The sequence below is a fragment of the Alkalibacterium sp. MB6 genome (assembly GCF_009935905.1).
GTDB lineage: Bacteria > Bacillota > Bacilli > Lactobacillales > Carnobacteriaceae_A > Alkalibacterium.
This window is the reverse complement of sequence record NZ_PREX01000001.1, coordinates 112,218-136,094: the sequence shown is the minus strand read 5'-3', so window position 1 is coordinate 136,094 and position 23,877 is coordinate 112,218. Positions and strand designations below refer to the sequence as shown.

At 39.4% G+C, this 23,877-nt stretch carries 23 protein-coding genes and 2 other annotated features; of the genes, 20 read left to right on the top strand and 3 right to left on the bottom strand.

The window, feature by feature from the left end:
- Nucleotides 1-241 precede the first annotated feature (241 nt).
- Nucleotides 242-847: a 30S ribosomal protein S4 gene (rpsD, locus tag C3945_RS00640; RefSeq protein WP_161877744.1), complete on the top strand. Its 606-nt coding sequence runs from the start codon at nucleotides 242-244 to the stop codon at nucleotides 845-847.
- A 110-nt stretch (nucleotides 848-957) separates the two neighbouring features.
- On the opposite strand, the gene C3945_RS00635 is transcribed toward rpsD, so the two are convergent.
- Nucleotides 958-1,416, bottom strand: a complete 459-nt coding sequence (locus C3945_RS00635) for a GAF domain-containing protein (RefSeq protein ID WP_161877743.1) — start codon at nucleotides 1,414-1,416, stop codon at nucleotides 958-960.
- 137 nt (nucleotides 1,417-1,553) lie between these two features.
- Here C3945_RS00635 and C3945_RS00630 point away from each other — a divergent pair, with 137 nt between their 5' ends.
- From C3945_RS00630 to C3945_RS00545, 18 genes are all read left to right on the top strand, one after another.
- Nucleotides 1,554-3,269 carry a septation ring formation regulator EzrA gene (locus C3945_RS00630; protein WP_161877742.1) on the top strand — a complete coding sequence of 572 codons (1,716 nt, stop codon included), beginning with the start codon at nucleotides 1,554-1,556 and terminating at the stop codon, nucleotides 3,267-3,269.
- Between the two features lie 192 nt (nucleotides 3,270-3,461).
- A complete protein-coding gene (locus C3945_RS00625) occupies nucleotides 3,462-4,619 on the top strand; it encodes a cysteine desulfurase family protein (RefSeq protein WP_161877741.1) in 1,158 nt (385 codons plus the stop codon).
- Nucleotides 4,620-4,632: 13 nt separating this feature from the next.
- Nucleotides 4,633-5,850: a tRNA uracil 4-sulfurtransferase ThiI gene (gene thiI / locus C3945_RS00620; RefSeq protein ID WP_161877740.1), complete on the top strand. Its 1,218-nt coding sequence runs from the start codon at nucleotides 4,633-4,635 to the stop codon at nucleotides 5,848-5,850.
- 89 nt (nucleotides 5,851-5,939) lie between these two features.
- A complete protein-coding gene (gene tpx / locus C3945_RS00615; RefSeq protein ID WP_161877739.1) occupies nucleotides 5,940-6,443 on the top strand; it encodes a thiol peroxidase in 504 nt (167 codons plus the stop codon).
- An 8-nt stretch (nucleotides 6,444-6,451) separates the two neighbouring features.
- Nucleotides 6,452-6,685, top strand: a binding site (T-box leader).
- A gap of 50 nt (nucleotides 6,686-6,735) precedes the next feature.
- Nucleotides 6,736-9,387, top strand: a complete 2,652-nt coding sequence (locus tag C3945_RS00610) for a valine--tRNA ligase (RefSeq protein WP_161877738.1) — start codon at nucleotides 6,736-6,738, stop codon at nucleotides 9,385-9,387.
- Nucleotides 9,388-10,044: an HAD family hydrolase gene (locus tag C3945_RS00605; protein ID WP_161877737.1), complete on the top strand. Its 657-nt coding sequence runs from the start codon at nucleotides 9,388-9,390 to the stop codon at nucleotides 10,042-10,044.
- A gap of 72 nt (nucleotides 10,045-10,116) precedes the next feature.
- On the top strand, nucleotides 10,117-10,800 hold the full coding sequence (radC, locus tag C3945_RS00600; protein WP_161877736.1) for a RadC family protein: 684 nt from the start codon (nucleotides 10,117-10,119) through the stop codon (nucleotides 10,798-10,800).
- Between the two features lie 149 nt (nucleotides 10,801-10,949).
- A complete protein-coding gene (locus C3945_RS00595) occupies nucleotides 10,950-11,150 on the top strand; it encodes a cold-shock protein (RefSeq protein ID WP_161877735.1) in 201 nt (66 codons plus the stop codon).
- A 304-nt stretch (nucleotides 11,151-11,454) separates the two neighbouring features.
- The gene (locus C3945_RS00590) at nucleotides 11,455-12,465 is read left to right on the top strand and encodes a rod shape-determining protein (RefSeq protein ID WP_161877734.1); all 1,011 of its coding nucleotides are present in this window, start codon (nucleotides 11,455-11,457) and stop codon (nucleotides 12,463-12,465) included.
- A 177-nt stretch (nucleotides 12,466-12,642) separates the two neighbouring features.
- Nucleotides 12,643-13,494, top strand: a complete 852-nt coding sequence (mreC, locus tag C3945_RS00585) for a rod shape-determining protein MreC (RefSeq protein WP_161877733.1) — start codon at nucleotides 12,643-12,645, stop codon at nucleotides 13,492-13,494.
- Entirely contained in the window at nucleotides 13,494-14,060 is a 567-nt protein-coding gene (gene mreD / locus C3945_RS00580; protein ID WP_161877732.1) for a rod shape-determining protein MreD, read from the top strand. Before mreC ends, mreD begins: the two co-directional genes overlap by 1 nt.
- 16 nt (nucleotides 14,061-14,076) lie before the next feature.
- A complete protein-coding gene (locus C3945_RS00575; protein WP_161877731.1) occupies nucleotides 14,077-14,754 on the top strand; it encodes a septum site-determining protein MinC in 678 nt (225 codons plus the stop codon).
- Complete coding sequence (minD, locus tag C3945_RS00570) at nucleotides 14,754-15,545, top strand: septum site-determining protein MinD (protein ID WP_161877730.1); 792 nt, start codon at nucleotides 14,754-14,756, stop codon at nucleotides 15,543-15,545. The genes C3945_RS00575 and minD overlap by 1 nt, the downstream gene beginning before the upstream one ends.
- 52 nt (nucleotides 15,546-15,597) lie before the next feature.
- Nucleotides 15,598-15,670 (top strand) — a sequence feature (ribosomal protein L21 leader region).
- Nucleotides 15,671-15,716: 46 nt separating this feature from the next.
- On the top strand, nucleotides 15,717-16,028 hold the full coding sequence (gene rplU, locus C3945_RS00565) for a 50S ribosomal protein L21 (protein ID WP_161877729.1): 312 nt from the start codon (nucleotides 15,717-15,719) through the stop codon (nucleotides 16,026-16,028).
- Nucleotides 16,029-16,051: 23 nt separating this feature from the next.
- On the top strand, nucleotides 16,052-16,387 hold the full coding sequence (locus tag C3945_RS00560) for a ribosomal-processing cysteine protease Prp (RefSeq protein WP_161877728.1): 336 nt from the start codon (nucleotides 16,052-16,054) through the stop codon (nucleotides 16,385-16,387).
- 22 nt (nucleotides 16,388-16,409) lie between these two features.
- On the top strand, nucleotides 16,410-16,694 hold the full coding sequence (gene rpmA / locus C3945_RS00555; RefSeq protein WP_161877727.1) for a 50S ribosomal protein L27: 285 nt from the start codon (nucleotides 16,410-16,412) through the stop codon (nucleotides 16,692-16,694).
- Between the two features lie 234 nt (nucleotides 16,695-16,928).
- Nucleotides 16,929-17,939, top strand: coding sequence for a class I SAM-dependent methyltransferase (locus C3945_RS00550; RefSeq protein WP_161877726.1), 1,011 nt, complete (start codon nucleotides 16,929-16,931; stop codon nucleotides 17,937-17,939).
- A gap of 16 nt (nucleotides 17,940-17,955) precedes the next feature.
- A complete protein-coding gene (locus C3945_RS00545; RefSeq protein ID WP_161877725.1) occupies nucleotides 17,956-19,155 on the top strand; it encodes an acetate/propionate family kinase in 1,200 nt (399 codons plus the stop codon).
- Between the two features lie 122 nt (nucleotides 19,156-19,277).
- Here C3945_RS00545 and C3945_RS00540 read toward each other — a convergent pair whose 3' ends face one another.
- Together C3945_RS00540 and C3945_RS00530 are read right to left on the bottom strand one after the other, a co-directional pair.
- On the bottom strand, nucleotides 19,278-19,736 hold the full coding sequence (locus C3945_RS00540; RefSeq protein WP_161877724.1) for a universal stress protein: 459 nt from the start codon (nucleotides 19,734-19,736) through the stop codon (nucleotides 19,278-19,280).
- A 385-nt stretch (nucleotides 19,737-20,121) separates the two neighbouring features.
- Nucleotides 20,122-21,387, bottom strand: coding sequence for a replication-associated recombination protein A (locus C3945_RS00530; protein WP_161877723.1), 1,266 nt, complete (start codon nucleotides 21,385-21,387; stop codon nucleotides 20,122-20,124).
- Between the two features lie 205 nt (nucleotides 21,388-21,592).
- Between C3945_RS00530 and gshAB the strand changes: the two genes are divergently transcribed.
- The gene (gshAB, locus tag C3945_RS00525; protein ID WP_161877722.1) at nucleotides 21,593-23,857 is read left to right on the top strand and encodes a bifunctional glutamate--cysteine ligase GshA/glutathione synthetase GshB; all 2,265 of its coding nucleotides are present in this window, start codon (nucleotides 21,593-21,595) and stop codon (nucleotides 23,855-23,857) included.
- The last annotated feature ends 20 nt before the right edge of the window (nucleotides 23,858-23,877 follow it).

Below are 23,877 nucleotides of genomic sequence, written 5' to 3'. Positions count from 1 at the left end.
TTTTTAGAGAGAAACGGATATTTCCTTGACTATTAAACCGTGATTGGGTATACTAGAAGTTGTGTAAAATAATGCAGCAGGAAGTGGTAACCGCGTCAACAGTTTCTTGCCATAGATAATCTATGAGCGCAATTTGTAACCGGCGGCTGCAACAGGCGAAGATTGAAAAGACACTGCACGTATTACTGAACTTCCACCCGTTATTTTACTCCATATTACAAATTAATGGAGGAATTACCCAATGTCAAGATATACTGGACCATCATGGAAAAAATCAAGACGTTTAGGCATTTCTTTAACCGGTACTGGTAAAGAATTAGCTCGTCGCCCGTATGCACCTGGACAACACGGACCTACAAGCCGTACAAAACTGTCTGAATACGGACTACAATTACAAGAAAAACAAAAACTACGTTACATGTATGGATTAAGCGAGCGTCAGTTCTTTAATCTATTTACACAAGCTGGTAAAATTCGTGAAGGTAAACACGGTGTTAACTTCATGGTCTTACTAGAACAACGTTTAGATAACATTGTTTACAGACTTGGTTTGGCTACTACTCGTCGTCAAGCTCGTCAATTAGTAAACCACGGTCACATCACTGTAAATGGTAAACGTGTAGACATCCCTTCATACCGTGTAGCGGTTGGAGATGTAGTCGGCGTTCGTGAAAAATCTAGAAACGTTCAATTAATTAAAGATTCTGTTGAATCTTTATTCGGACGTCCAGATTTCGTATCATTTGATGATGAAAAATTAGAAGGTACTCTAACTCGCTTACCATTGCGTGAAGAAATGCCTGCAGAAATCGACGAATCATTCATCGTTGAGTTCTACAACAGATAATTATAGTCACAATGAAAGCCACTTGCTTACGCAGGTGGCTTTTTTAATAAGAAAAAAATAAAGACACGATACTAGGTTAACTACCTAATCATCGTGTCTTTCGTTATATTTTAGATGTATTGAAGTAACACATCGACAAATTCTTCTAACCGTTCTTTGTCATCGTCTGAGAATCGATTCTTGATAGGCGCATCGATGTCTAAGACTCCAATTTTTTCGCCATCTTTAATCAACGGAATAACAATTTCTGATTCACTCGCTGCGTCGCAAGCGATATGTCCAGGGAACTCGTGAACATCTGGAACAACGATTGTTTCCTCTGTTTTAAATGCAGTACCGCAGACACCTTTTCCATTTTCGATACGGATACAAGCGACTTTACCCTGGAAAGGGCCGAGAATTAATTCCTCATCGGTTTGATCCCACAAATAAAAGCCAGCCCAGTTAATATCTTTTAATTCTTCAAATAACAAAGCAGAAGCATTACTCAAATTAGCTATACGATTTGGCTCATCTTCAATGATGGCACGCAGTTGTTTGCTTAATAAATGTTTCGTTTCTCTTTGCATGATACAACCCTCTCTTTTTTCTTTGCAATTAATTGATTGAATTTGCTTGCTAGTATAACATAATTCTCATAAGTTTGATATACTGTAAAAGAAGATACTCGAAGAGCAATTTCGGGCTCATATTTGGAGGGGAAAAGATGGCACCAGAACTATATATAGTACTAGCTATTATTCTGCTGGTTATTAGTGTTTACATCGGCGTATATTATATTAAAAAGAAGCATTACAACAAAATAGATGAGTTGGATGAGCGCAAAACAAAACTGCAGTCCATGGTGCCGGTTGATAAAGCCAATTCGCTTGATCGCATGATGACGACTGGGCAATCAAAAGAGCAGGCAGATAAAGTATTAAAAGAGATTGATGATGTTGAAGTCAAACGACTGCCAAGCGTTGAAAGTTTGTTATTTGATGCGGAACAAGCAACAGATCGGTATCGATTTAAACAAGCGACAGCTGCTCAAGAGCAAGCAGACGCAGAACTATCGGCTCTTGAAGAAGACAGTAACAGACTTGGACAAACCATTGATGAGTTATTGCAAAGAGAAGAAGCGAACTTAAAGAAAATTGACAGCATTAAAAAAAGATACCATAAAATGAGAAAAGAATTGCTAGCAAAAAGCTTTTCATTTGGTGAAGCGATTCAAGCATTGGAAGAAAAGCTTGGCGATATGGAGCATCACTTTACATCATTCTCAGATTTAACAGCTTCAGGGGATCATGAAGAAGCGAAGAAAATTGTTAATAAACTAGATGCCCGACTAACTGAAATGGAAACACATATGGAGCAAATTCCTGAGCTTCTCAATACGATTGATACAGTTTATTCTGTCGAAATGGAAGACGTCCAGGAAGGTTATCAGACGTTATTGAACCAAAAGTATATTTTCCCAGAAGATGTCAATATGGAGGAGAATATTCAAGAGGTTAACCAAGAAATCGAAAGAATGAAACAAGCTATCAATCAACTTCACTTGAAAGAGATGGATAGTTACAAAACTAATATTGAATCGACTATCGATGAGTTGTTTGACGTCATGGAAGTGGAAATAAAAGCCAAGACCCAAGTGACGACGTTAATGAATAAATTGACTAAGATTTTCTATTTCTTAGCCAATCAGGACAGAGAGTTTTCTTTGGAACTTGATCGTATCAGTCAAAGTTATGTCTTGTTTAAAAATGAAGAAGACCTCCACAAAGAACTATTTAGTCATCTAAAAGAACAAAAGGTTATTGTCGACAGGATAGATGAACAGTTAGAAGAACAGTCAATTCCTTATTCAGAGGCTCATGATTTATTAGAAAAAGCATTCGATCAATTAGAAGAATTGTCTCGATCATACGAGTCATTATCTGACATTTTGTATTCCTATCGTACGAAAGAGCTGAGTATTAAAAATGAGTTGGAAGAGATGGAACAAGACTTAAGGGACATGAAGCGATACGTGGAAGCGAAGCATTTACCTGGATTGCCGGAAGAGTATTTGCAATTGTTTCGTTATACAACTAACCACCTTCAATCTCTTTCAAGTGAAATGGCTCGTCCTCGTTTGAATATGGAGGAAGTTGTTAAACTGTATGATATGTGTGAAGAGGATTTAAATCATTTGGCAGAAGCAACTGAAGAAATAGTCGATCAGGCGTTATTAACTGAGTTAACCAGTCAACGTTTGTATAGACACAAAGAAGAGCACCCAGCTGTGATGGAAACCATCAAGTATAGTGAAAACCTATTTATAGATGAGTACGATTACGAAACAGCACTAAAAATGGTGAAAGAAAAATTGGAATCAATTGAACCTGGTGCTTACTCAGAAGTTCAAGAAAGATACAATAAAGAAAAAGCAGTCTAACTAATGACGCAAGGTTAAACCATTATGAATGAAACACGAACGATCAACAAGTAGACTTAATGTGACTACTTGATGACCGTTCGTGTTTTTACATGAAAAGAGCTAACGATCAAAAAGTTACCTTGAAGCATCAGCTGATTCTGGTATAATAAAAAAGGTTTTTAAAGGGTTCATGTATAGAAAGGAACGCATATGATTTATTTAGATAATGCAGCAACGACACAAGTAGACGGATCGGTTTTATCCTCTTATATGGATATCAGCACACAACTATTCGGTAACCCCTCAAGTCTTCATAAACTAGGTGAGATGAGTTCGGGTTTACTTAATCAATCAAGAAAACAAATTGCAGACCTCATGAACGTTTATCCAGAAGAAATTTACTTTACAAGTGGAGGAACAGAAGGAGACAACTGGGCAATCAAAGGGACCGCTTTTGAAAAAGAATCATTTGGTAAGCATTTAATTACCTCGGCTATTGAGCACCCTGCTGTATTAAAGACAATGGCACAGTTGGAACAGATGGGGTGGGACGTGACTTATCTACCCATTAATCAAGAAGGGGTAATCAATCCGTCAGATTTAAAAGCATCCATCCGACCTGACACCGTTCTCGTTTCCATCATGGCCGTTAATAATGAGATGGGGAGCATTCAACCACTTAAAGCTATTGGTGATGTATTAAAAGACTATCCAACCATTCATTTTCACGTTGATGCCGTTCAATCAGTTGGTATCATGGATTTAGACTTAAACCACTCGAGAATTGATTTAGCCGTTTTTTCAGGACATAAGTTTCATGCTCCTAAAGGAACAGGTTTTATGTATATTAAAAAAGGTCGCAAAATCCAACCATTATTAAGCGGTGGTGGACAGGAAAAAGGCGGAAGAAGTGGAACAGAAAATGTACCCGGAAATGCAGCCATGGCAAAAGCATTGAGACTCGCCTTAGAAAATACAGAAGAAAAGAAACAACACTTAAGTCATTTGAAAGATCAACTGGTCAACTATTTAACTGGTTTTGATAAAGTTTCACTATTTAGTCCAAAAGGCAGCTCACCTCATATTATTTGTTTTGGTATGAAACAGATTAAAGGAGAAGTCGTCGTGCATGCTTTAGAAAAAGAAGGCATTTATGTCTCAACAACTAGCGCTTGCTCTAGTAAACGAAAAGAACAGACTCATTCTATTATGGGAATGGGTTATGCAAAAGAGGACGCTGAAACGGTTGTACGTATCAGTCTTGGTTATCAAAATAACTTAAACGATATTGAAGCGTTCAAGCAAGCTTTTGCTCCAATCTACCAACAATTAGCATCGATTTATACGGATCATACTCTCGGAAATTGAAAGGAAGAGACCCTTGCAGGTAACTGAAATCATGATTCGCTACGGCGAATTATCAACTAAAGGTAAGAATAAAAAGTATTTCATAAAAAAATTACTGAAGTCTGTTAGAGAAAAATTGGCACCATTCCCAAATTTAAAAGTAGACGCAAATAGAGACAGACTATACATTTTATTAAATGGGGAAGAAGCGGACGCAGTGATTGAGTCGTTGACCGATGTCTTTGGAATTCAATCGATTTCACCTGTTATTAAGGTAGATAAATCAATTGACCGTGCCAAGGAAGCTGTCATTAGTCTAATGGGTCGCCATATTGAAAAGGGGATGACCTTTAAAATCAATACGAGACGAGCCGATCACGAGTTTGAGTATGACACGAACGAGGTGAATCGTATTCTCGGATCTGCAGTAGAAGAAGCCTTTGAGGGTATTTCAGTAAAAATGAAAGAACCCTCCCTAACAGCACGCGTGGAAATTAGACAAGACGGCATTTACCTATCCGTTCAAACTATTCAAGGTCGTGGAGGTTTACCTGTTAGGACCGCTGGAAAAGGCATGTTAATGCTGTCAGGCGGCATAGATTCACCTGTAGCAGGCTATTTAAGTTTGAAGAGAGGAATGGAAATAGAAGCAGTGCATTTCCATAGTCCGCCTTATACGAGCCCTCAAGCCCTTCAAAAAGCAAAAGATTTAGCAGCGAAATTGGCTCGTTTTACTGGACCGATTCAGTTTATCGAAGTGCCATTCACAGAAATTCAAGAAACAATTAAGCGAGAGGTGCCCGACGAGTATTCCATGACCGTTACTAGACGGATGATGCTTAGACTGACTGATGAGATTAGAGTGCTCAGAAAAGGGTTGGCCATCGTTAATGGTGAATCACTCGGACAAGTCGCTTCCCAAACAATGGACAGCATGTTTGCTATAAATGAAGTCACTACGACACCTGTTTTGAGGCCGTTGATTTCAGTGGATAAAAATGATATTATTGCCATTGCAAAAGATATTGATACCTTTAACTTAGCTGTTCAGCCATTTGAAGACTGTTGTACCATTTTTGCTCCAGCAAAACCAAAAACTAGACCAAAATTAGCTAAGGTGAAAGAATTTGAAGCCGCTATTGACGTTGATGGATTAATCGAGCGAGCGATGGCACGTTTGAATGTAGAGCGAATCACTGAAACGGACAACACATTGGATCAACAAAGTGACTTGTTTGAAACCTTTTTATAATACCTGCAGATGCTTTCATGATCTTATAGTTGCATAAACCCTTCATAAACAGGTACACTAGAGGTACTATGAAGAAAGAAGGGATTTACATGGACGTAACGTTAAAAGGTGAAGCATTCCAAACAAATGGATCGGTGCCACAGATTGGCGACACAGCACCCTCTTTTGAAGTGAAAAATATAAATAATGAAACAGTCAGCCTATCAGATTTTGAAGGTGACGTGTTATTGATCAGTACATTCCCAGATATTGAAACAAGTACGTGTTCAAGACAGACAGATACCTTCAACAAACGAGCAGGCGAGCTGAAAAATACAAAGATCATTTCTATTTCTGCCAACACAGTTGAACAGCAAAAAGAATGGTCTCAGGCAAAAGATATGGATACTGAACTCTTGCACGACGCCGACCGTTCCTTTGCAAAAGCGTATGGTTTATATATTGAAGACCTTGATAAAGTGGCACGTGCCGTCTTTGTCGTTAACCGTAAAGGGCAAGTCGTATACAAAGAAGTCGTCAAAGAGATGGCTGAGGATCCAAACTACGAAGAAGCCTTAGCCGCTGCGAGACATGAAGAAGCAGAATTAAACTAGTTGAATAATAAACAGCAATGAACAAGAGGAGTATGGCAAAAGCTTGCTAAAGAGAATGGGTGGTTGGTGGAAAACCCTGCAAGTGATTGTCAGAAGGTAGCTTGGGAGCTGTGTGGTGAACAGGAACTAAACAGTAGCCACATCTGGACTAACAGACCATTATATCTGTTTTAAGAGATTGATAAGACTATCATAGGTTTTATTGATAATTAAGGTGGTACCGCGAAGCATTCGTCCTTTTACACAAGAGGATGGGTGCTTTTTTTGTTCGATAGAAAAGGAGTGTATAAAAATGGATAAAGAAATAAATATGTCAACAAAATATGAACCAACGAAAGTTGAAGAAGGCCGTTATGACAAATGGCTCGAGAAGGATTATTTCAAGCCGAATGAAAAAGGAGGAGAGCCGTATTCTGTGGTTATTCCGCCACCAAACGTGACGGGTAAATTGCACTTAGGTCATGCATGGGATACGACATTGCAAGATATTATTGTCCGTCAAAAACGCATGCAAGGCTTTGACACGTTATGGCTTCCAGGAATGGACCATGCCGGCATTGCGACTCAGGCTAAAGTAGAAGAAAAACTGGCTCAAGACAATATCTCTAGACATGATTTAGGGCGTGAAAAGTTCCTTGAAAAAGTATGGGATTGGAAAGAAGAATACGCTGATAACATTAGACAGCAATGGGCTAAAGTTGGCTTGTCTGTCGACTATTCAAGAGAACGATTCACCTTGGATGAAGGCTTAAACAAAGCGGTGAATAAAGTTTTTGTTGATTTATATAATAAAGGCTTCATCTACCGCGGTGAATACATTATCAACTGGGATCCAAAAGCACAAACGGCTTTATCAGACATTGAAGTGGACCACAAAGAAGTAAACGGTGCCTTTTATCACATTAAATATCCAGTAGTTGACGGGGAAGGTTCCGTTGAAATTGCGACAACGAGACCAGAAACCATGCTTGGCGACACTGCCGTTGCTGTTCACCCTGATGACGAGCGTTACCAACACCTTATCGGGAAAAAAGTCCTATTACCTATTATGAATAGAGAATTAGATGTTATCGCTGATGATTATGTAGATAGGGAGTTCGGAACTGGAGTAGTAAAAATTACACCGGCTCACGATCCAAATGACTTTGAAATCGGTCAGCGTCACGAACTTGAACAGATTAACGTTATGGACAACGATGGATCGATGAACCATTTAGCTGGTGCTTATGAAGGCATGGACCGTTTCGTAGCGAGAAAAGCGTTAGTAAAGGATTTAGAAGATCAAGGTTACTTGGTTAAAGTTGAACCGATGCAACACAGCGTAGGGCATTCAGAACGCACAGGAGTTGTTGTGGAGCCACGTTTATCTACTCAATGGTTCGTTAAGATGCAACCTTTAGCAGAACAAGCGTTAAAGCACCAAGAAACAGAAGACAAAGTTAATTTTGTACCGAATCGTTTTGAACAGACCTATACGCGCTGGATGGAAAATGTTCACGATTGGGTTATTTCTAGACAATTGTGGTGGGGACACCGTATTCCAGCTTGGTCTCACAATGAAACGGGAGAACTTTATGTAGGCGAACATTCACCAGAAGATAGTGACCAGTGGACTCAGGACAACGATGTGTTAGATACATGGTTCAGTTCAGCTCTGTGGCCATTTTCAACAATGGGTTGGCCAGATGAAGACAGTAAAGATTTCCAAAAATACTTCCCGACTAGCACATTGGTGACAGGATACGATATCATCTTTTTCTGGGTAAGCCGAATGATTTTCCAAAGTTTGGAATTTACAGGCAAATCACCTTTCAAACATGTCTTGATTCATGGCTTAATTCGTGATGAAAAAGGGCGTAAGATGAGTAAGTCTCTTGGTAACGGGATTGATCCGATGGAAGTGATTGATAAATATGGTGCAGATGCGTTGAGATGGTTCTTATCCAATGGATCAGCTCCAGGACAAGATGTTCGTTTCAGTTATGAGAAAATGGATGCTGCATGGAATTTTATTAATAAAATATGGAATGCTAGCCGTTATGTCTTAATGAATTTAGGCGATTTCTCATACGAGGATATTGATTTAAGCAGAAAACAATCGTTGGCTGACAAATGGATCTTAGCCCGATTAAATGAAACAGTAAAACAAGTCACAGACTTAACTGAAAAGTTTGAATTCGGTGAAGCAGGCCGTGCCCTTTATACCTTCATATGGGATGACTATTGTGACTGGTATATAGAAATGAGTAAAGAAATCCTCATGCAAGGAACAGATGAAGAAAAACTGACGACTAAATCTGTTCTGATTCATGTTTTGGATCAGTTCTTGCGACTATTACACCCGATTATTCCGTTTGTGACAGAAGAGATTTGGGAGCATATTCCACACGAGGGTGAAACACTGGTTCAAGCAGACTACCCAACAGTGAATGATGCCTTTGACAATCCTGAAGCAGTGAAGAACATGGCTATGCTGATTGACCTCATTCGTTCGGTTCGTTCCATCCGTTTAGAGGCCAACCGCCCACTGTCTAAGAAAGTCGATATGATGATTAAAGCGAAGAGTGAAAAAGAAAAAGCTTTCTTACTGGAAAATCAATCCTTCATTGAACGTTTCTGCAATCCAGACCATTTAGTTATTGATACAGAAGTCGATGTTCCAGCTGAAGTAAAAACAGCAGTCATAACAGGAGCAGAAGTGTACCTTCCTCTTGCTGGCTTAGTTGACATCGGTGAAGAAATCAAACGTCTCGAAAAAGAAAAAGAGAAGTGGCAGCAAGAGATGGACCGCGTGAGTAAAAAGCTATCCAATGAACGATTTGTTCAAAACGCACCAGAAGCCATTGTTGAAGAAGAGAGAAATAAAGGCAAGGAATATGAGGATAAATACAATTCTGTTAAGAATCAAATTGAAAAACTACATTCACTAAGGAATGATGGATAAATGTCTAAATTAGTTATCTTCGATATGGACGGTTTGATGTTTGATACGGAACCGTTGTACTATGAAGCGAACCAACGGACGGCTGATAAGTTAGGCATTCCCTTTGATTATGCCTTTTATAAACAATTTATCGGTGCAAGTGATGCTGATTTCTTTGACGCGATATACCAAACCGTTTCTAAAGAAAAAGCAGACTTGTTTATAGAAGAAAGCAGAAAGGATTTAAGAGATTTATTTTATTCAACAGTGCCTACTTTAAAACCAGGCTTACGAGAACTCTTGGACTTTTTAAAGGAAGAAAAGGTGAAACTTGCCGTGGCATCCAGTTCTCACCATGAGCTGATTGACACGTTATTAGAAAAGGCTGAATTAACGCCTTACTTTGATGCCATAGTAGGTGGGGATGAGGTTGAAGAGTCTAAACCCAATCCTGAGATATTTTTAAAAGCAGCAGAATTAACCGGTCCAGACCATTCTGACATCATGGTTTTAGAGGATTCATTAAACGGAATCAGAGCGGGTTATTCAGCCGGCTTTAAAGTGATCATGGTTCCTGATTTAATTGCGCCAGACAAGGAAGTTGAAAGCAAGACAATTGCCATATGCAAGGATTTGTTTGAAGTTATTTCTGAGATAAAAAGTGCTTTTCGAGATTAAAAGGTAATATATATAGAGGGGGGGATTTTTCTCCTCTTCTTTTTTTTAGAAAAAATCTTTAGGAGGCGTATTATGTTAAATCAGAAATTCGTTCACGTACCACAGCAATCCAGACCAAGAGAAAGAATGGAAGAATTTGGCCCATCAGCCTTAGCTAATCATGAGCTGTTGGCTATATTACTTAGAACAGGAACAAAGGACTACAATGTGTTGCAATTAAGTATGCAGGTCTTTTCTTACTTTGACGATCTGTTTACATTTAAACATGCATCGATGGAAGAGTTGCTGACAATTCCAGGGATTGGCAAAGCGAAAGCTATTGAATTATTAGCCACGATAGAGCTGGGAAAACGGATGGCTAAGACCACACAGTTAAAAGAAGGAACGGTCACTTCCAGTCAGTATGTCGGGAAATTGTTACTTGAAGAACTATCAGGTTTGCAGCAAGAATTAGTAGTGGGTGTATTTTTGAACACGAAAAACCAAATTATTAAAAAAGAAGTTATCTTCAAGGGTTCCCTTAACTCAAGTGTCGCACATCCCAGAGAAATTTTTAAAGCAGCCATTAAGTATTCTTCGGCCCGATTAATAATTGCTCATAATCATCCATCTGGTAATCCCGAGCCTTCTGAGGCCGATTTTTCGTTTACTAAGCGAATGGTAGAGGCAGGAAATATTATCGGTATTGAGCTGTTGGATCATTTTATTATCGGTGAAGAGTCTTATATCAGTTTGAAAGAGTATGGTGCCATTTAAAGAGAATAAAATACCTATAGAAAAGGGGTTTCACTTGAATTAAACTATTTCCCATGATAATATAGATTTAGCACTTTGTTAGAGGATTCAAGCGAACCAATAGCAATATGTGAAATATATTGTGCTTAGGCACTAGGAGGACAAGAAACATGGAACAAGGTACAGTAAAATGGTTTAACGCAGAAAAAGGTTTTGGGTTTATCGAGCGTGAAGGTGCAGAAGACGTATTCGTACACTTCTCAGCTATTAACGAAGAAGGATTTAAATCTCTAGAAGAAGGTCAAGCAGTTACTTTCGATATCGAAGAAGGCGCACGTGGACCACAAGCAGCTAACGTAGAAAAAGCGTAATAACTTAACTTAAACCTTCAACCGAGTAGACGACTATGTCTACTCGGTTTTTTAGTGTTGTAAAGAGGCAATAATAAAAATAGCTGCCTTTAATTAGAGTTAATTTAATCTCATTCACATTTATTTTGTGATAAAAGCCTTTTCTTAGCGTATTTCCTTTAAGATAAGGTTGCAAATATTAAAATTCAAATAAAGTGCGCTCGAAATAGTGCAACGAGCGTAATAAAAAGGTACAATTAAAAAATGGTACGTTTTAATTAATATAAAATGACTGTTGAAACGCAAGTTGAAAGGGGAAAGACTAGTGGCATTATTTGGAAAAAAAGGGATTGGTATTGACTTAGGTACTGCCAATACGAATGTGTATGTAGAAGGAAAGGGAATCGTTTTAGGCGAACCTTCCGTTGTAGCTATTGATAAAACGAATGATGAAGTGGTAGCAGTTGGGGAAGACGCTCAAAAGATGATTGGTAGAACACCAGGCAGTATCGTAGCAATTCGACCTATGAAAGATGGCGTGATTGCTGATTTTGATATTACAGCGTCTATGATTGAATACTTTATAGAAAAAGCGGTAGGTAAGCGCGCCTCAAAACCAAGAGTCGTGATTTGTGTACCAGGTGGCGGAACAGAAGTTGAAAAACGAGCGATTATTGATGCAGCTAAAATGGCTGGCGCTAAAGAAGCGTATTTAATTGAAGAACCATTTGCAGCAGCGATTGGAGCAGGTTTACCTGTAAACGAACCAACGGGTAGCATGGTTATTGATATTGGTGGCGGAACGACTGATGTTGCGACTATTTCTCTAGGCGGCATTGTTAGTAGCCGAACCATTAAAATGGCTGGCGATCAAATGGACCATTCGATTATCCAATTTATTAGAAGCCGTTATAACCTTTTAATTGGTGAACGAACAGCTGAGGCCATTAAAATGGAATTGGGTAGTGCTTCAATTGAGGCAGCTAAAGATATGGACTCTATGGAAATTAGAGGGCGTGACTTACTGACAGGTCTACCAAAAACAATTACGATTCAAGCAGTGGATGTAGCAGAAGCGATTAAAGAAGTCGTTGATGCCATCCTCGTAGCGATTAAAGGCACTCTTGAAGACACATCACCGGAAATATCTGCTGATGTGATTGATCGAGGCATTGTCTTAACAGGCGGAGGAGCAATGCTTAAACATTTAAGTGACGTTATCGCCAAAGAAACAGATGTCCCTGTCTTCGTGGCCAGCAGCCCATTGGAATGTGTAGCCATCGGTACAGGCGAGGCACTGAATCACATGGACCTTTATAAAAAGCAATCTAGATAAGAGAGTTAAGCGGGGAGGATACCTTCCCGCTTATTTCTTGAATGGAATTAAATCGGTAAGCAGACAGTAACGTATACAATTTATTTTTACCCCCTATTCTGTAATGTGAAATGCCTCTTCGATAACAGAAGAAAGTATGGTAGAATAAGCAAAGTTAAAGGTTATGAGGTGTACGAATTGAACCAATTTTTTACAAATAAAAAAATGATCATATTGCTTATCAGCGTGATTTTGTTTGTATCGGTCTTATCCCTTTCGTTGAGAAGTTCTGAATCCAATCCCTTTCTTCAACAAGTAACGAATGACGTGTCTGCTGTTATGGGTAGAGCTTTTTCCAGACCAATCAATGCAGTAACGGGTTTATTTGACTCTGTCAGTGACCTTCAAAACACGTACGAAGAAAACCAGCGATTGAAAGTAGAAATTGATCGAATTTATGAAAGACAAGCAGAATTGAATGTATTAAGAGATGAAAATAAACGTTTAGAAGAAGAGTTGAATCTTCAAAGCTCACTCACTGATTACCGGACGATATCGGGTACAGTCATATCCAGAAGCCCAGATACATGGATTGACCAAATCATTGTTGACCGCGGTAGCCAGGACGGAGTGGAAGTTGGTATGCCGGTTATGTCAGGTAATGGATTAATTGGACGAATATCCGAAGTGAATCCGACCAGTTCGAAAGTTGTTTTGTTGACGAATGTCGACCAAACATCAAATCGAGTGTCTTCTGAGATTGTAATGGATGAAGTTGTTTACGGGCTGATTAGTGGGTACGACCGAGAAACCAATCGATTAATCATGTCACAAATTACGTCGACTACTGAGATTGAAGAAGAAGAATTAGTATCCACGTCCGGTCTTGGTGGAGCGATTCCTCGAGGCTTAGTCATTGGTGAAGTGGATGAAGTCAGTATGGACTCGTTCGGCTTAGCACAGCAAGTTTATGTGACCCCAGCCGCAGATTTTAATAATATCCGGTTTGTAACGATCATTCATCGCTTAGCGGAGAGTGAGGCTGACTAATGAACCAATGGAAAAAAGTTATCATACCCATTGTGATCCTATATGTATCACTTTTAGTCGATGGAACCATCACTTCTTTCATGATGAATCAATTACAGACCTCATTCGGCCTGATGATTCCTAGGCTGTTTATACTCTCTAGTATTATATTAGCCTTTCATCTTGAACCTCGGCACATGTATAGTTTAAGCCTACTGTTTGGCTTTATTTATGACAGTTATTATTCAGGTGTGTTGGGTATTTACATGGCAGTGCTTATGATTTTAACCTATGTCATTTTGCACATTCGTCGGGTTATAGAGCCCCATTTGCTCATACTGGTCTTGCTAAGTATTATTTTATTGACGATAAATGAATTTTTCGTTTTTGCTATTTATCGAGTGATTGACTTAACAGCAATAAGTGCTCAGACCTTTATGGCCGAAAGATTGGGAGCCACGTTAACATTCAATGCTATTCTCATGTTAGTGTTAGGTTACCCTTTAATCAAAGCAGTTCAATTCATTAATAAAGATGAAAAAGAAAACAGTAAAAAAACACAGCGTATGCTAAACATCAGAAAATAATGGTGAGGTGAATCAATTGAAACAGGCGGTATCACTCAAGGGGATAAAAGAAGGCTATCAATTAATTATACCAGCGTCTGCCTCATTGCGCAGTGTATTGGAAGAGTTAACAGAACTTAAGACTCAATTGAAGAAAGATGCGCATGCTAACCATCAGATTCGTTTTTTTGTAAAAACTGGCGACAGAAGGTTAAATGAAGAAGAACAAAAGCAAATCATTCAGATTGTTGAAGATGATTATTTTAAAATAGACTCGTTTGAATCTAATGTGGTATCAATTGAGAAGGCATTGGAATGGCATAACCAGTCAAGCCCTACGCTTGAAGTACGCAATGTTAGAAGTGGACAACTTCTGCAAACCGAAGGAGACTTACTTTTAATAGGTGATGTTCATCCAGGAGGGACTGTTAGGGCTACAGGAAGTATTTTTATTATCGGGCAATTTAAGGGAATTGCTCATGCAGGGTTTGCTGGAAAAGAAAATGCTGTCGTGGTAGCCAATTTCCGCTACAATGCTCAAGTGAGAGTTGGAGACAACGTTCATATTATTGAACAGAAGGAATCTGATGAGGGGCATACCGATGAAAGTGAGTTCGTGTATGTCAATGACTTACATATAATTGAAATATCGCCCCTAGAACAGTTGAAAGTGATTCGCCCTGAAATTGGGAAATACGCAGGAGGTTTAACATAATGGGAAAAGCAATAGTAGTAACATCTGGTAAGGGTGGAGTAGGTAAAACAACGTCAACAGCTAACATAGGCACAGCCCTTGCTCTCCAAGGTGAAAAAGTCTGCTTAGTCGATATGGATATTGGACTAAGAAACCTTGACGTTATTCTTGGATTAGAAAACAGAATCATCTATGACATTATTGATGTAGTAGAAGGCCGTGCTAAATTACATCAGGCGATTATTAAAGATAAACGGTTTAATGATCAATTGTTTCTCCTACCTGCTGCTCAACATGCTGATAAAAATGCCATTAATGAAGAACAGATGATAGAGTTAATAGGTGAATTGAAAAAGGATTATGACTATGTGTTAATTGATTGCCCTGCCGGCATTGAGCAAGGGTTTAAAAACTCTATCGCTGCAGCCGATGATGCCATTTTAGTTACCACACCAGAAATCTCAGCCATAAGAGATGCGGATAGAATCATTGGTTTGATTGAACAAACGCCTATTAAAGCGCCTAGATTAATTATTAACCGTATTCGTAAAGGAATGATGGAGAGAGGGGATGTCATGGATATTGACGAAATTACCCGTCATTTATCCGTTGAATTACTCGGTATTATTTTTGAAGATGACGAAGTTGTTCGGTCATCCAATAAAGGAAATCCGGTTGTTCTCGATCCTGATCACATTTCCTCTCAAGGCTACCGTAACATCGCTCGTCGTATATTAGGGGACACTGTTCCACTGATGACCCTTAAAGAAGAGAAGAAAACCATCTGGCAGAAGATATTTGGAAAAAAATAATTGACTATGCTTGCCTAATTTGGTATGATACTAATGTTGTATTTGTGCAGCACCACAGCTACAACCGCTCGTTAATGAGTTAAAGAACCGATTGGTCACTCATAGCGGCGAGTCTAAGTGCAAGAATAAAGCCACGTGTTTTATTCAATCATTAAAGGAGGTGCAGCAAACATGTATGCAATCATTAAAACTGGTGGAAAACAATTCAAAGTTGAAGAAGGTCAAGAGATCTTTGTTGAAAAATTGAATGGCGAAGCTGGTGACACGGTTACATTTGACGAAGTATTGTTTGTTGGAGGAGAAACTACTACTGTAGGTGCCCCGTTTATCGATGGAGCTTCTGTTGAAGCAACAATCGAAAAACAAGGTCGTGCTAAAAAAGTAACGACTTACAAGTATCGTCGTAGAAAAGACTCTCACAACAAAAAAGGTCACCGTCAGCCATATACAAAAGTGACTATCACATCTATTAAAGCTAACTAATTGATGAAGGAAGACAATCTGATATGATTAACATTCAATTTACTCGAGAAGATTCAACAATCGTCTCTGTTGAGATCTCTGGACACGCTGAGTCTGGACCTTATGGATACGATTTGGTCTGTGCCGCTGTTTCTGCTTTAAGCATTGGAACAGTCAACAGTCTCATTCAAATCGGTAAATTGTCACTGGATGTGGAAACAACTGGTGAAGATGGTGGTTATCTCAGATTTGCCTTACCGAAACAATTAACCGAGAAACAAGCAGTAACGGCAGATATTCTACTTGAAAGCCTGTATTTATCATTGATAAGTACAGAAGAAGAGTACGGTAAACATGTCAAAGTCGTTACGTTAACCTAAAAGTAATGGAGGTGCATCGAGTATGTTGAAAATGAATTTACAATTCTTCGCTACTAAAAAAGGAGGAGGATCGACTTCAAACGGTCGTGATTCTCAATCCAAACGTTTAGGAGCTAAAAGAGGAGATGGCCAGGTTGTAACTGGTGGATCAATCTTATTCCGTCAAAGAGGAACGAAGATTTTCCCAGGAGAAAACGTGGGCAGAGGTGGAGATGACACCTTATTTGCTAAAATAGACGGTGTTGTACGTTTTGAACGTAAAGGGAAAAACAAAAAGCAAGTGTCTGTATATCCAGTAGCAAACTAATATAGTCAAAGGAATCATTAATCTATATTGATTGTGATTCCTTTTTTTTATGCCTTGGGATATGACAACCTGTCATAGGTTAGTCCTCCCTGGTCAAACAGGTTACAACTTGTGAACGGGTCATAAATAGGTTAAAATAAAAAGAAGTAAGCCTTGTTGTTTACAGTCGTTTTGCACAAACGTGCTTTATCACATGATAGGATTACAATTCATCGGACGAAAGGATTATCGGGCTTGAACATTGAAAAGGTAGAACAGTTTTATACTCTTTTAAATCAATCAGCGTTACTTATTCAGCAGGACTTGGATGGCACTTTCATTGAAGGACTCGTAGAAACGGGTGAGAACATTGTCGATGAAGGCAAGGTCCATGTTGAAGACGGACTTCCTGGACCCGAAACAGTAGAACAGTTAACGAAGCTGTACCAGTCAATGGATTGGATGTCTTTAACTCCTGAGGAAAAGAAGCAAGTCGTTCAACTGGCACTCATTAAGGCAGCCAAAGAAGATTTACTTCAGCCAAACCATCAGCCAACTCCAGATGCCATCGGTGTATTGGTCGCAATGATGATTGAACTATTCTTTGAAGGCAAACAATCCCTACACCTCACAGATTTATCTGTAGGCACGGGGAATTTGTTATTTACTATCTATACGTCATTGGTCTCACGAGACAAGTCGTTAACGCTGACGGGTGTAGATAATGATGACAGTCTCATTGCTCTAGCGTCAACATTTTCAGCCCTACTAGGCATACCGATTGAACTTCAGCTGCAGGATTCCTTGCAAGCGTTGTTGATTAATCCGGCTGACATCATGGTCATGGATCTTCCCATTGGCTATTACCCTAAACCGATTGACCAGGAGTCCTTTCAAACGAGCTTTGAAGAGGGACATTCCTTCAGCCATTACTTATTAATTGAACAATCCATCAATTATATGAAGGATGGGGGCTTTGGTTTTTATCTCTTGCCTACCAGTACCTTTGAAGCAGAGGAAGTAAAAAGCCTCCTGTCTTATGTACAAAAAGTAGGACACGTTCAAGGGATTATCCATTTGCCAAGTGAGTGGTTCAAAAATGAACAGTCCAAGAAGTCAATCTTTATTGTCCAGAAGAAGAGTGAGAACAGTAAGCAGGCTCAAGAAGTCCTGATTGCTAATGCACCACTTTCAAGTGACAAAGAAGCGTACCATAAGTTTATTGCAGATATACGTCACTGGAAAACAGAACAAGGAATTATTTAAAAAGGGAGCGATTTATATGACAAAAACAATGGCCATTAACGCTGGGAGTTCCAGTTTAAAATGGAAATTATACCAAATGCCAGAAGAAAAGGTATTGGCATCAGGAATTGTTGAACGTATCGGTTTAAACGATTCTATCTTTACTATTAAATACGGTGAGGGTCAAAAGTACGAAACAATTGTTGATATTGCTGACCATGAAATAGCTGTAGAAATGCTATTAAAACAACTAAGCGAATTGGAAATTATTGCAGACTTTAACGAAATCACTGGTGTCGGGCACCGTGTCGTTGCTGGTGGAGAAATCTTCGAAGATTCTGCTTTAGTAACTGATGAAGTCATCGATCAAATTGAAGGCTTGGCCGAATTTGCGCCACTTCACAATCCAGCGAATGCAACGGGTATCCGTGCTTTCCGTAAGATTTTACCAGATATTACAAGCGTTGCTGTATTCGATACATCGTTCCACACGACTATGCCTAAAGTAAATTACTTGTACAGTATCCCTTTAGAATACTATGAAAAGTATAACGCTCGTAAATATGGCGCACACGGAACAAGCCACAAATTTGTTGCTGAACGTGCAGCTGAAATGATGGGTAAACCCATTGAAGATTTAAAAATTATTACATGCCACTTAGGTAATGGGGCATCTATCACAGCTGTTGAAGGCGGAAAATCTGTTGATACGTCAATGGGCTTCACTCCTTTAGCTGGTGTCACAATGGGTACCCGTTCTGGTGACATCGATGCGTCACTTTTACCTTTCTTAATGAGAAAAGAAGGCATTGAAACAATTGAAGAAATGATTTATGTGTTAAACAACAAATCTGGTTTGAAGGGTCTATCTGGCATTTCAAGTGACATGAGAGACTTAGAAGATGCAGAAGCAACGGACGAAAGAGCAGAGTTAGCTCTACGTATCTTTGAAGACCGTGTTAGAAAATACATTGGATCTTACGCTGCGACAATGAATGGTGTTGACGCGATTGTCTTTACTGCTGGAATTGGAGAAAATGGTGTGGATACACGTAAAAACGTGATTGACGGCCTGTCTTTCTTAGGAGCAGACATTGACGAAGAAGCGAACAATGTTCGTGGAAAAGAACGATTTATCTCTACTGACGATTCAAAAGTTAAAGTGTTATTAGTACCAACGGACGAGGAATTAGTAATTACTCGTGATGTTGAGAAGTTCAAAAACTCATCTAACTAATATGAGTTAGATAAGAAAAACAGCTCTCTTGTTGACCATTACGGTCGATAAGGGAGCTGTTTTTGCCTATGTGTATCATAGAAACCCAAAGAAATTGGGATAGTGAATGCGACTCGACTGAGTTAATTCAGTTTATTATTTAAATCAGTACGAATAATCATCACATCACAACGTGCCTGACGAATAACGTATTCTGATACAGAACCAACAAAGATTCGTTCGACAGCGTTCAAGCCAGTTGCTCCTAGCATGATGAGGTCAATCTGTTCAGCTTCAGGAATTTGTTTGGCTATCATGACTTTTGGCGATCCGTATTCCAGTACAACTTTTACTTCTTGCACGCCTTCTTTTTCAGCGTGCGCCTTATAGTCTTGAAGGGTATTTTTTGCCTCAACACGAGCATTATCGGCAATTGTTCCATCAAATGTGGAGAACGACTGATACGCTCGGGTATCAATGATGTGAGCTAAGACTAAGACAGCATTGTTACGTTTCGCCACCTCGATGGCTTTTGTAAAAGCTTTTTTTGCCTGTTCAGATCCGTCCACAGCTACTAAAATCCTTGTATATTCTTGTAACATGAATAAACACGTCCTTTCTTGTTGTTATAGTTATTATAACTCAAAAGGTGGTCGTTTAGTAATAATAACAAGGTTTCATCAAAAAAAAGAGCAGAGACATAAAGTCTCCGCTCAATTAGTATCTAAGTATAAGAAATTCCGATGGTGCCGGTTAATGCCAAGTTAGGTTGAACCCGCTACTAAGCAGGTGGGCTTCACAGGAATCTATCCCGACTACCAAGTGATAAGGCATGTCTTGGATATCTTCCATCAGAATCCCAATGTATTAATAAAATGTTCGGTCAACACTGTAGGCTGGCAATGCGCACACCTCAGAATTCTTATCCTTATAATAGCACAGGTAGGTCTCTTCGTCAATACAGACGCTTACACTCCGTAAAAAAGTTTATTTGTTATTAAACTTATCTAACTGCTTAGATAAGGCATCTTCAAATTTGGAAGTGGAGGCAGGATTATAGTAGGTACGCTTTTTTAACCTTTCTGGTAAGTATTGTTGTTTGACCCAGTGATGGTCAAAATCATGTGGGAATTGGTAGCCCACGCCACTACCTAACGTTGTCGCTCCTTTATAATGAGTGTCTTTCAAATGCTTAGGCACATCTCCACTGATCCCTTGTCTAACGTCACTTAAGGCCTCGTCTATAGCCGATATGGCGCTATTGGACTTAGGAGACAGGCACATTTCTATAACCGCGTTAGCTAAAGGAATACGCGCTTCTGGAAGGCCAATCTTTTCAGCAGCTTCGACGGCAGTCACTACTCTGGCGACACCGGCAGGATTGGCTAATCCGATATCTTCATAAGCCGTCACAATGAGTCGCCTTATAGCTACTTTTAATTCGCCAGCTTCTAAAAGGCGAGCTAAGTAATGAAGGGCAGCGTGTACATCACTGCCTCGAATCGATTTTTGAAAAGCAGAAATCGCATTGTAATGGCCATCACCGTCTTTATCGTGAGTGAGGGCTTTACGTTGCAAGCATTCTTCTGCTATATCCAAGGTAATCACAACCGTTCCAGAATCATCGGGTTCAGTTGAATTAACTGCCAACTCTAAGGCATTTAAGGCACTTCTCAAATCTCCATTAGTCACACGAGAAAAGTAGTTGAGGACGTGGTCTTCTATAGACACATCCACTTTTCCTAGTCCATTTTCCGTGTCCGTTAAGGCACGTTTCAAAGCATGAGTGATATCTGCTTCTGATAATGGCTGCAACTCAAATATTTGAGATCGGCTTCTAATCGCCGGGTGGATGGAAATATATGGGTTTTCAGTCGTTGCGCCGATGAGTACAATCCGGCCATTTTCCAAATGCGGAAGAAGAAAGTCCTGTTTGGGTTTATCCAATCGATGGACCTCATCCAAGAGAAGAATAACTGTTCCGCTCATTTTTGCTTCTTCAACCACTATTTGCAAGTCTTTTTTTGTATCGGTAGCCGCATTTAATTTACGAAAGGCATATTTTGTTGAGCCGGCAATGGCACTGGCGATACTTGTCTTACCAATGCCAGGCGGACCGTAAAGAATCATGGAGGATAATTGCTTGGCTTTAACCATTCTCCAAATAATTTTCCCTTCACTGACTAAATGCTTCTGGCCAACGACTTGGTCGATAGCTGTTGGGCGCATGCGGTAAGCTAAAGGTTTATTCACAGGTAGTCTCCTTTAATATATAATGAATGAAACGTATCTTTTGATAAATGTACTAACAGTATAGCATTTCGTTTGTCAAAACAAAACAATAGTGAACGAATGTTCGAGAAGAGAAGCTTTCTTTTCTCTATGTTGAGAGTCCCCTTTATGATAAGATAATACTTGACATTAGTAAGTAAAAAATAAGTATTGAGGTAAGAGTAGAATGATGATAAAAACGATAATTAAAGAACACCATTTAGAACTATTATTTTCAAAAGGCTCTTTCGGTATTGAAAAGGAAGGCTTAAGAACCTTAATGGATGGGCGACTAGCTTTAACACCGCATCCCAGCGTTTTTGGGAACCGCAGTTTTCATCCTTATATACAAACCGACTTCAGTGAATCGCAACTGGAACTGGTCACGCCTCCACAGACGGCTTTAAATGAGCAGTATCAATTCTTGACTGCTTTACACGATGTGGCGAACCGCAGTCTCTCTGAAGATGAATTCATTTGGCCATTTAGTATGCCGAGTGTGCTTCCTGAAGAAGAGTTAATTCCAATCATTGATGTAGAAGATAAAAAAGAAATTATCTACCGTGAAGGCTTGGCTGAAAAGTACGGCAAGAAGAAGCAGATGATTAGTGGGATTCACTTCAACTTTTCCTTTTCGCCAGATTTTCTGAACGCTTTGTCTAGTCATTTTGAAAGTGAAGAAGTCAAGCAGCAAGCAGTGAACGAGGCGTACTTGAAGCTTTCTCGCAATTTCTTTAGGTACCAGTGGGTATTGACCTATTTATTTGGTGCGTCTCCAGTGTGTGACCCAACCTTTTCAGATGACGTGAAAAGCTACAGCAGAAGTATTAGAAACAGTCCGTTGGGGTATCATAACTCATTTGACCATACAGTATCATATGATTCCGTCAAAGAGTACGCTTCTGATATTGAACAAATGGTAGAAGAGGGCATTCTTTTAGAAGAAAGAGAATATTATGGTGCTGCTCGTTTGAGAGGGAAAGGTAAGGCTGTTAGTAACTTGTTAACTCATGGCATTCGCTATATTGAGTTGCGATCCTTTGATGTGAATCCGTTTGACGCGATGGGATTTTCTTATGACCAAACGCAACTGGTTGATCTCTTTTTAAAAACAATGGTATGGATGGACAAAGACAGTGACAGCCAAGACGTTGAACAAGGAATGAAACAAAACGAAGTCACAGCGATGGAAGACCCGTTTTCTGAATCTCACTATAAAGCAGAAGGCTTGGCTTTGATAGAAGAAATGAAGCAAACGGCAAAGGACTTGAATCTGTCACCTGACTATCAAAACGTCTTAAACAAAGCAGTTAGAGTTTTTGAACACCCTGAACTCACTCTTGCGGCTAGAACTGTCCGAGCAGTCGAGGAAGAAGGATCCTTTGTCAACTTGGGTATTTCATTAGGGAAACGTTATAAAAATTTGTCTTACGAGAAGCCATTCCTGCTCCGGGGCTTTGACGATATGGAAATGAGTACACAGTTACTCCTATTTGATGCCTTGCAAATGGGTATAGACGTGGATGTCTTAGACAAACACGATCAATTTCTTGAATTAACGTATAAAGGCAAAACAGAATATGTGAGAAATGCCAATATGACATCGAAGGATTCCACCATTTCTCACTGGCTTATGGGTAACAAAACAGTGACGAAGAAGATACTCGAAAAACATGGGTACTCTGTTCCTAAAGGGAATGAGTTTAGTACTGTTAAAGAAGCCGTTGCTTATTTTGATTTATTTAAAGATAAAGCCATTGTTATTAAACCCAAATCCACTAACTACGGCTTAGGTATTACGATATTTAAAAACCCGCCTTCAAAGGAGTCTTACGAAGAAGGCATTAGACTAGCTTTTAAAGAAGACAGTGAAGTCTTAGTTGAAGAATTTATAGAGGGTACAGAATACCGCTTTTTCGTTTTAAATGGACGAACAGAGGCTGTTGTGTTAAGAATTCCAGCTAATGTGACTGGAGACGGGACGCATACAGTTAAAGAATTAATAGAAGAAAAGAATACCCATCCTTACCGTGGAGGGAATCACCGTGCACCTCTTGAGAAAATTAAAATGGGTGAAATTGAACAATTGATGCTAAAAGAACAAGGTTATCAGTTTGACAGTATCCTTGAAAAAGGAAAGACGGTTTATTTGAGAGAAAACTCAAATATCTCAACTGGTGGGGACTCTGTGGATATGACTAACCAGATGCCAGATTATTTTAAGAAGCTAGCAGAAGATATGGCGGATGCCCTTGGAGTGAAAGTGACTGGACTGGACTTAATTATTCCTGATTTAACGCTTGAGAATACAGATACTCAAGCGGCCTATTCGGTCATTGAAGCCAATTACAACCCAGCTATGCACATGCATGCCTACGTTCATAAAGGCGAAGGTCAGAGGTTAACTAAAAAAGTATTAACGATGCTGTATCCTGATATTGAACTATCTTGATACTAGTATAAAGAAAAAAG

What these genes read in the sequence shown, in the direction of transcription:
- C3945_RS00610 (WP_161877738.1), top strand. Translation starts at nt 6,736, where the DNA reads ATGGATAAAGAAATAAATATGTCAACAAAATATGAACCAACGAAAGTT.
- rplU (WP_161877729.1), top strand. Translation starts at nt 15,717, where the DNA reads ATGTATGCAATCATTAAAACTGGTGGAAAACAATTCAAAGTTGAAGAA.
- C3945_RS00630 (WP_161877742.1), top strand. Translation starts at nt 1,554, where the DNA reads ATGGCACCAGAACTATATATAGTACTAGCTATTATTCTGCTGGTTATT.
- C3945_RS00605 (WP_161877737.1), top strand. Translation starts at nt 9,388, where the DNA reads ATGTCTAAATTAGTTATCTTCGATATGGACGGTTTGATGTTTGATACG.
- C3945_RS00540 (WP_161877724.1), bottom strand. Translation starts at nt 19,736, where the DNA reads ATGTTACAAGAATATACAAGGATTTTAGTAGCTGTGGACGGATCTGAA.
- minD (WP_161877730.1), top strand. Translation starts at nt 14,754, where the DNA reads ATGGGAAAAGCAATAGTAGTAACATCTGGTAAGGGTGGAGTAGGTAAA.
- tpx (WP_161877739.1), top strand. Translation starts at nt 5,940, where the DNA reads ATGGACGTAACGTTAAAAGGTGAAGCATTCCAAACAAATGGATCGGTG.
- C3945_RS00595 (WP_161877735.1), top strand. Translation starts at nt 10,950, where the DNA reads ATGGAACAAGGTACAGTAAAATGGTTTAACGCAGAAAAAGGTTTTGGG.
- C3945_RS00545 (WP_161877725.1), top strand. Translation starts at nt 17,956, where the DNA reads ATGACAAAAACAATGGCCATTAACGCTGGGAGTTCCAGTTTAAAATGG.
- rpsD (WP_161877744.1), top strand. Translation starts at nt 242, where the DNA reads ATGTCAAGATATACTGGACCATCATGGAAAAAATCAAGACGTTTAGGC.
- radC (WP_161877736.1), top strand. Translation starts at nt 10,117, where the DNA reads ATGTTAAATCAGAAATTCGTTCACGTACCACAGCAATCCAGACCAAGA.
- gshAB (WP_161877722.1), top strand. Translation starts at nt 21,593, where the DNA reads ATGATGATAAAAACGATAATTAAAGAACACCATTTAGAACTATTATTT.
- C3945_RS00635 (WP_161877743.1), bottom strand. Translation starts at nt 1,416, where the DNA reads ATGCAAAGAGAAACGAAACATTTATTAAGCAAACAACTGCGTGCCATC.
- mreD (WP_161877732.1), top strand. Translation starts at nt 13,494, where the DNA reads ATGAACCAATGGAAAAAAGTTATCATACCCATTGTGATCCTATATGTA.
- rpmA (WP_161877727.1), top strand. Translation starts at nt 16,410, where the DNA reads ATGTTGAAAATGAATTTACAATTCTTCGCTACTAAAAAAGGAGGAGGA.
- C3945_RS00625 (WP_161877741.1), top strand. Translation starts at nt 3,462, where the DNA reads ATGATTTATTTAGATAATGCAGCAACGACACAAGTAGACGGATCGGTT.
- C3945_RS00560 (WP_161877728.1), top strand. Translation starts at nt 16,052, where the DNA reads ATGATTAACATTCAATTTACTCGAGAAGATTCAACAATCGTCTCTGTT.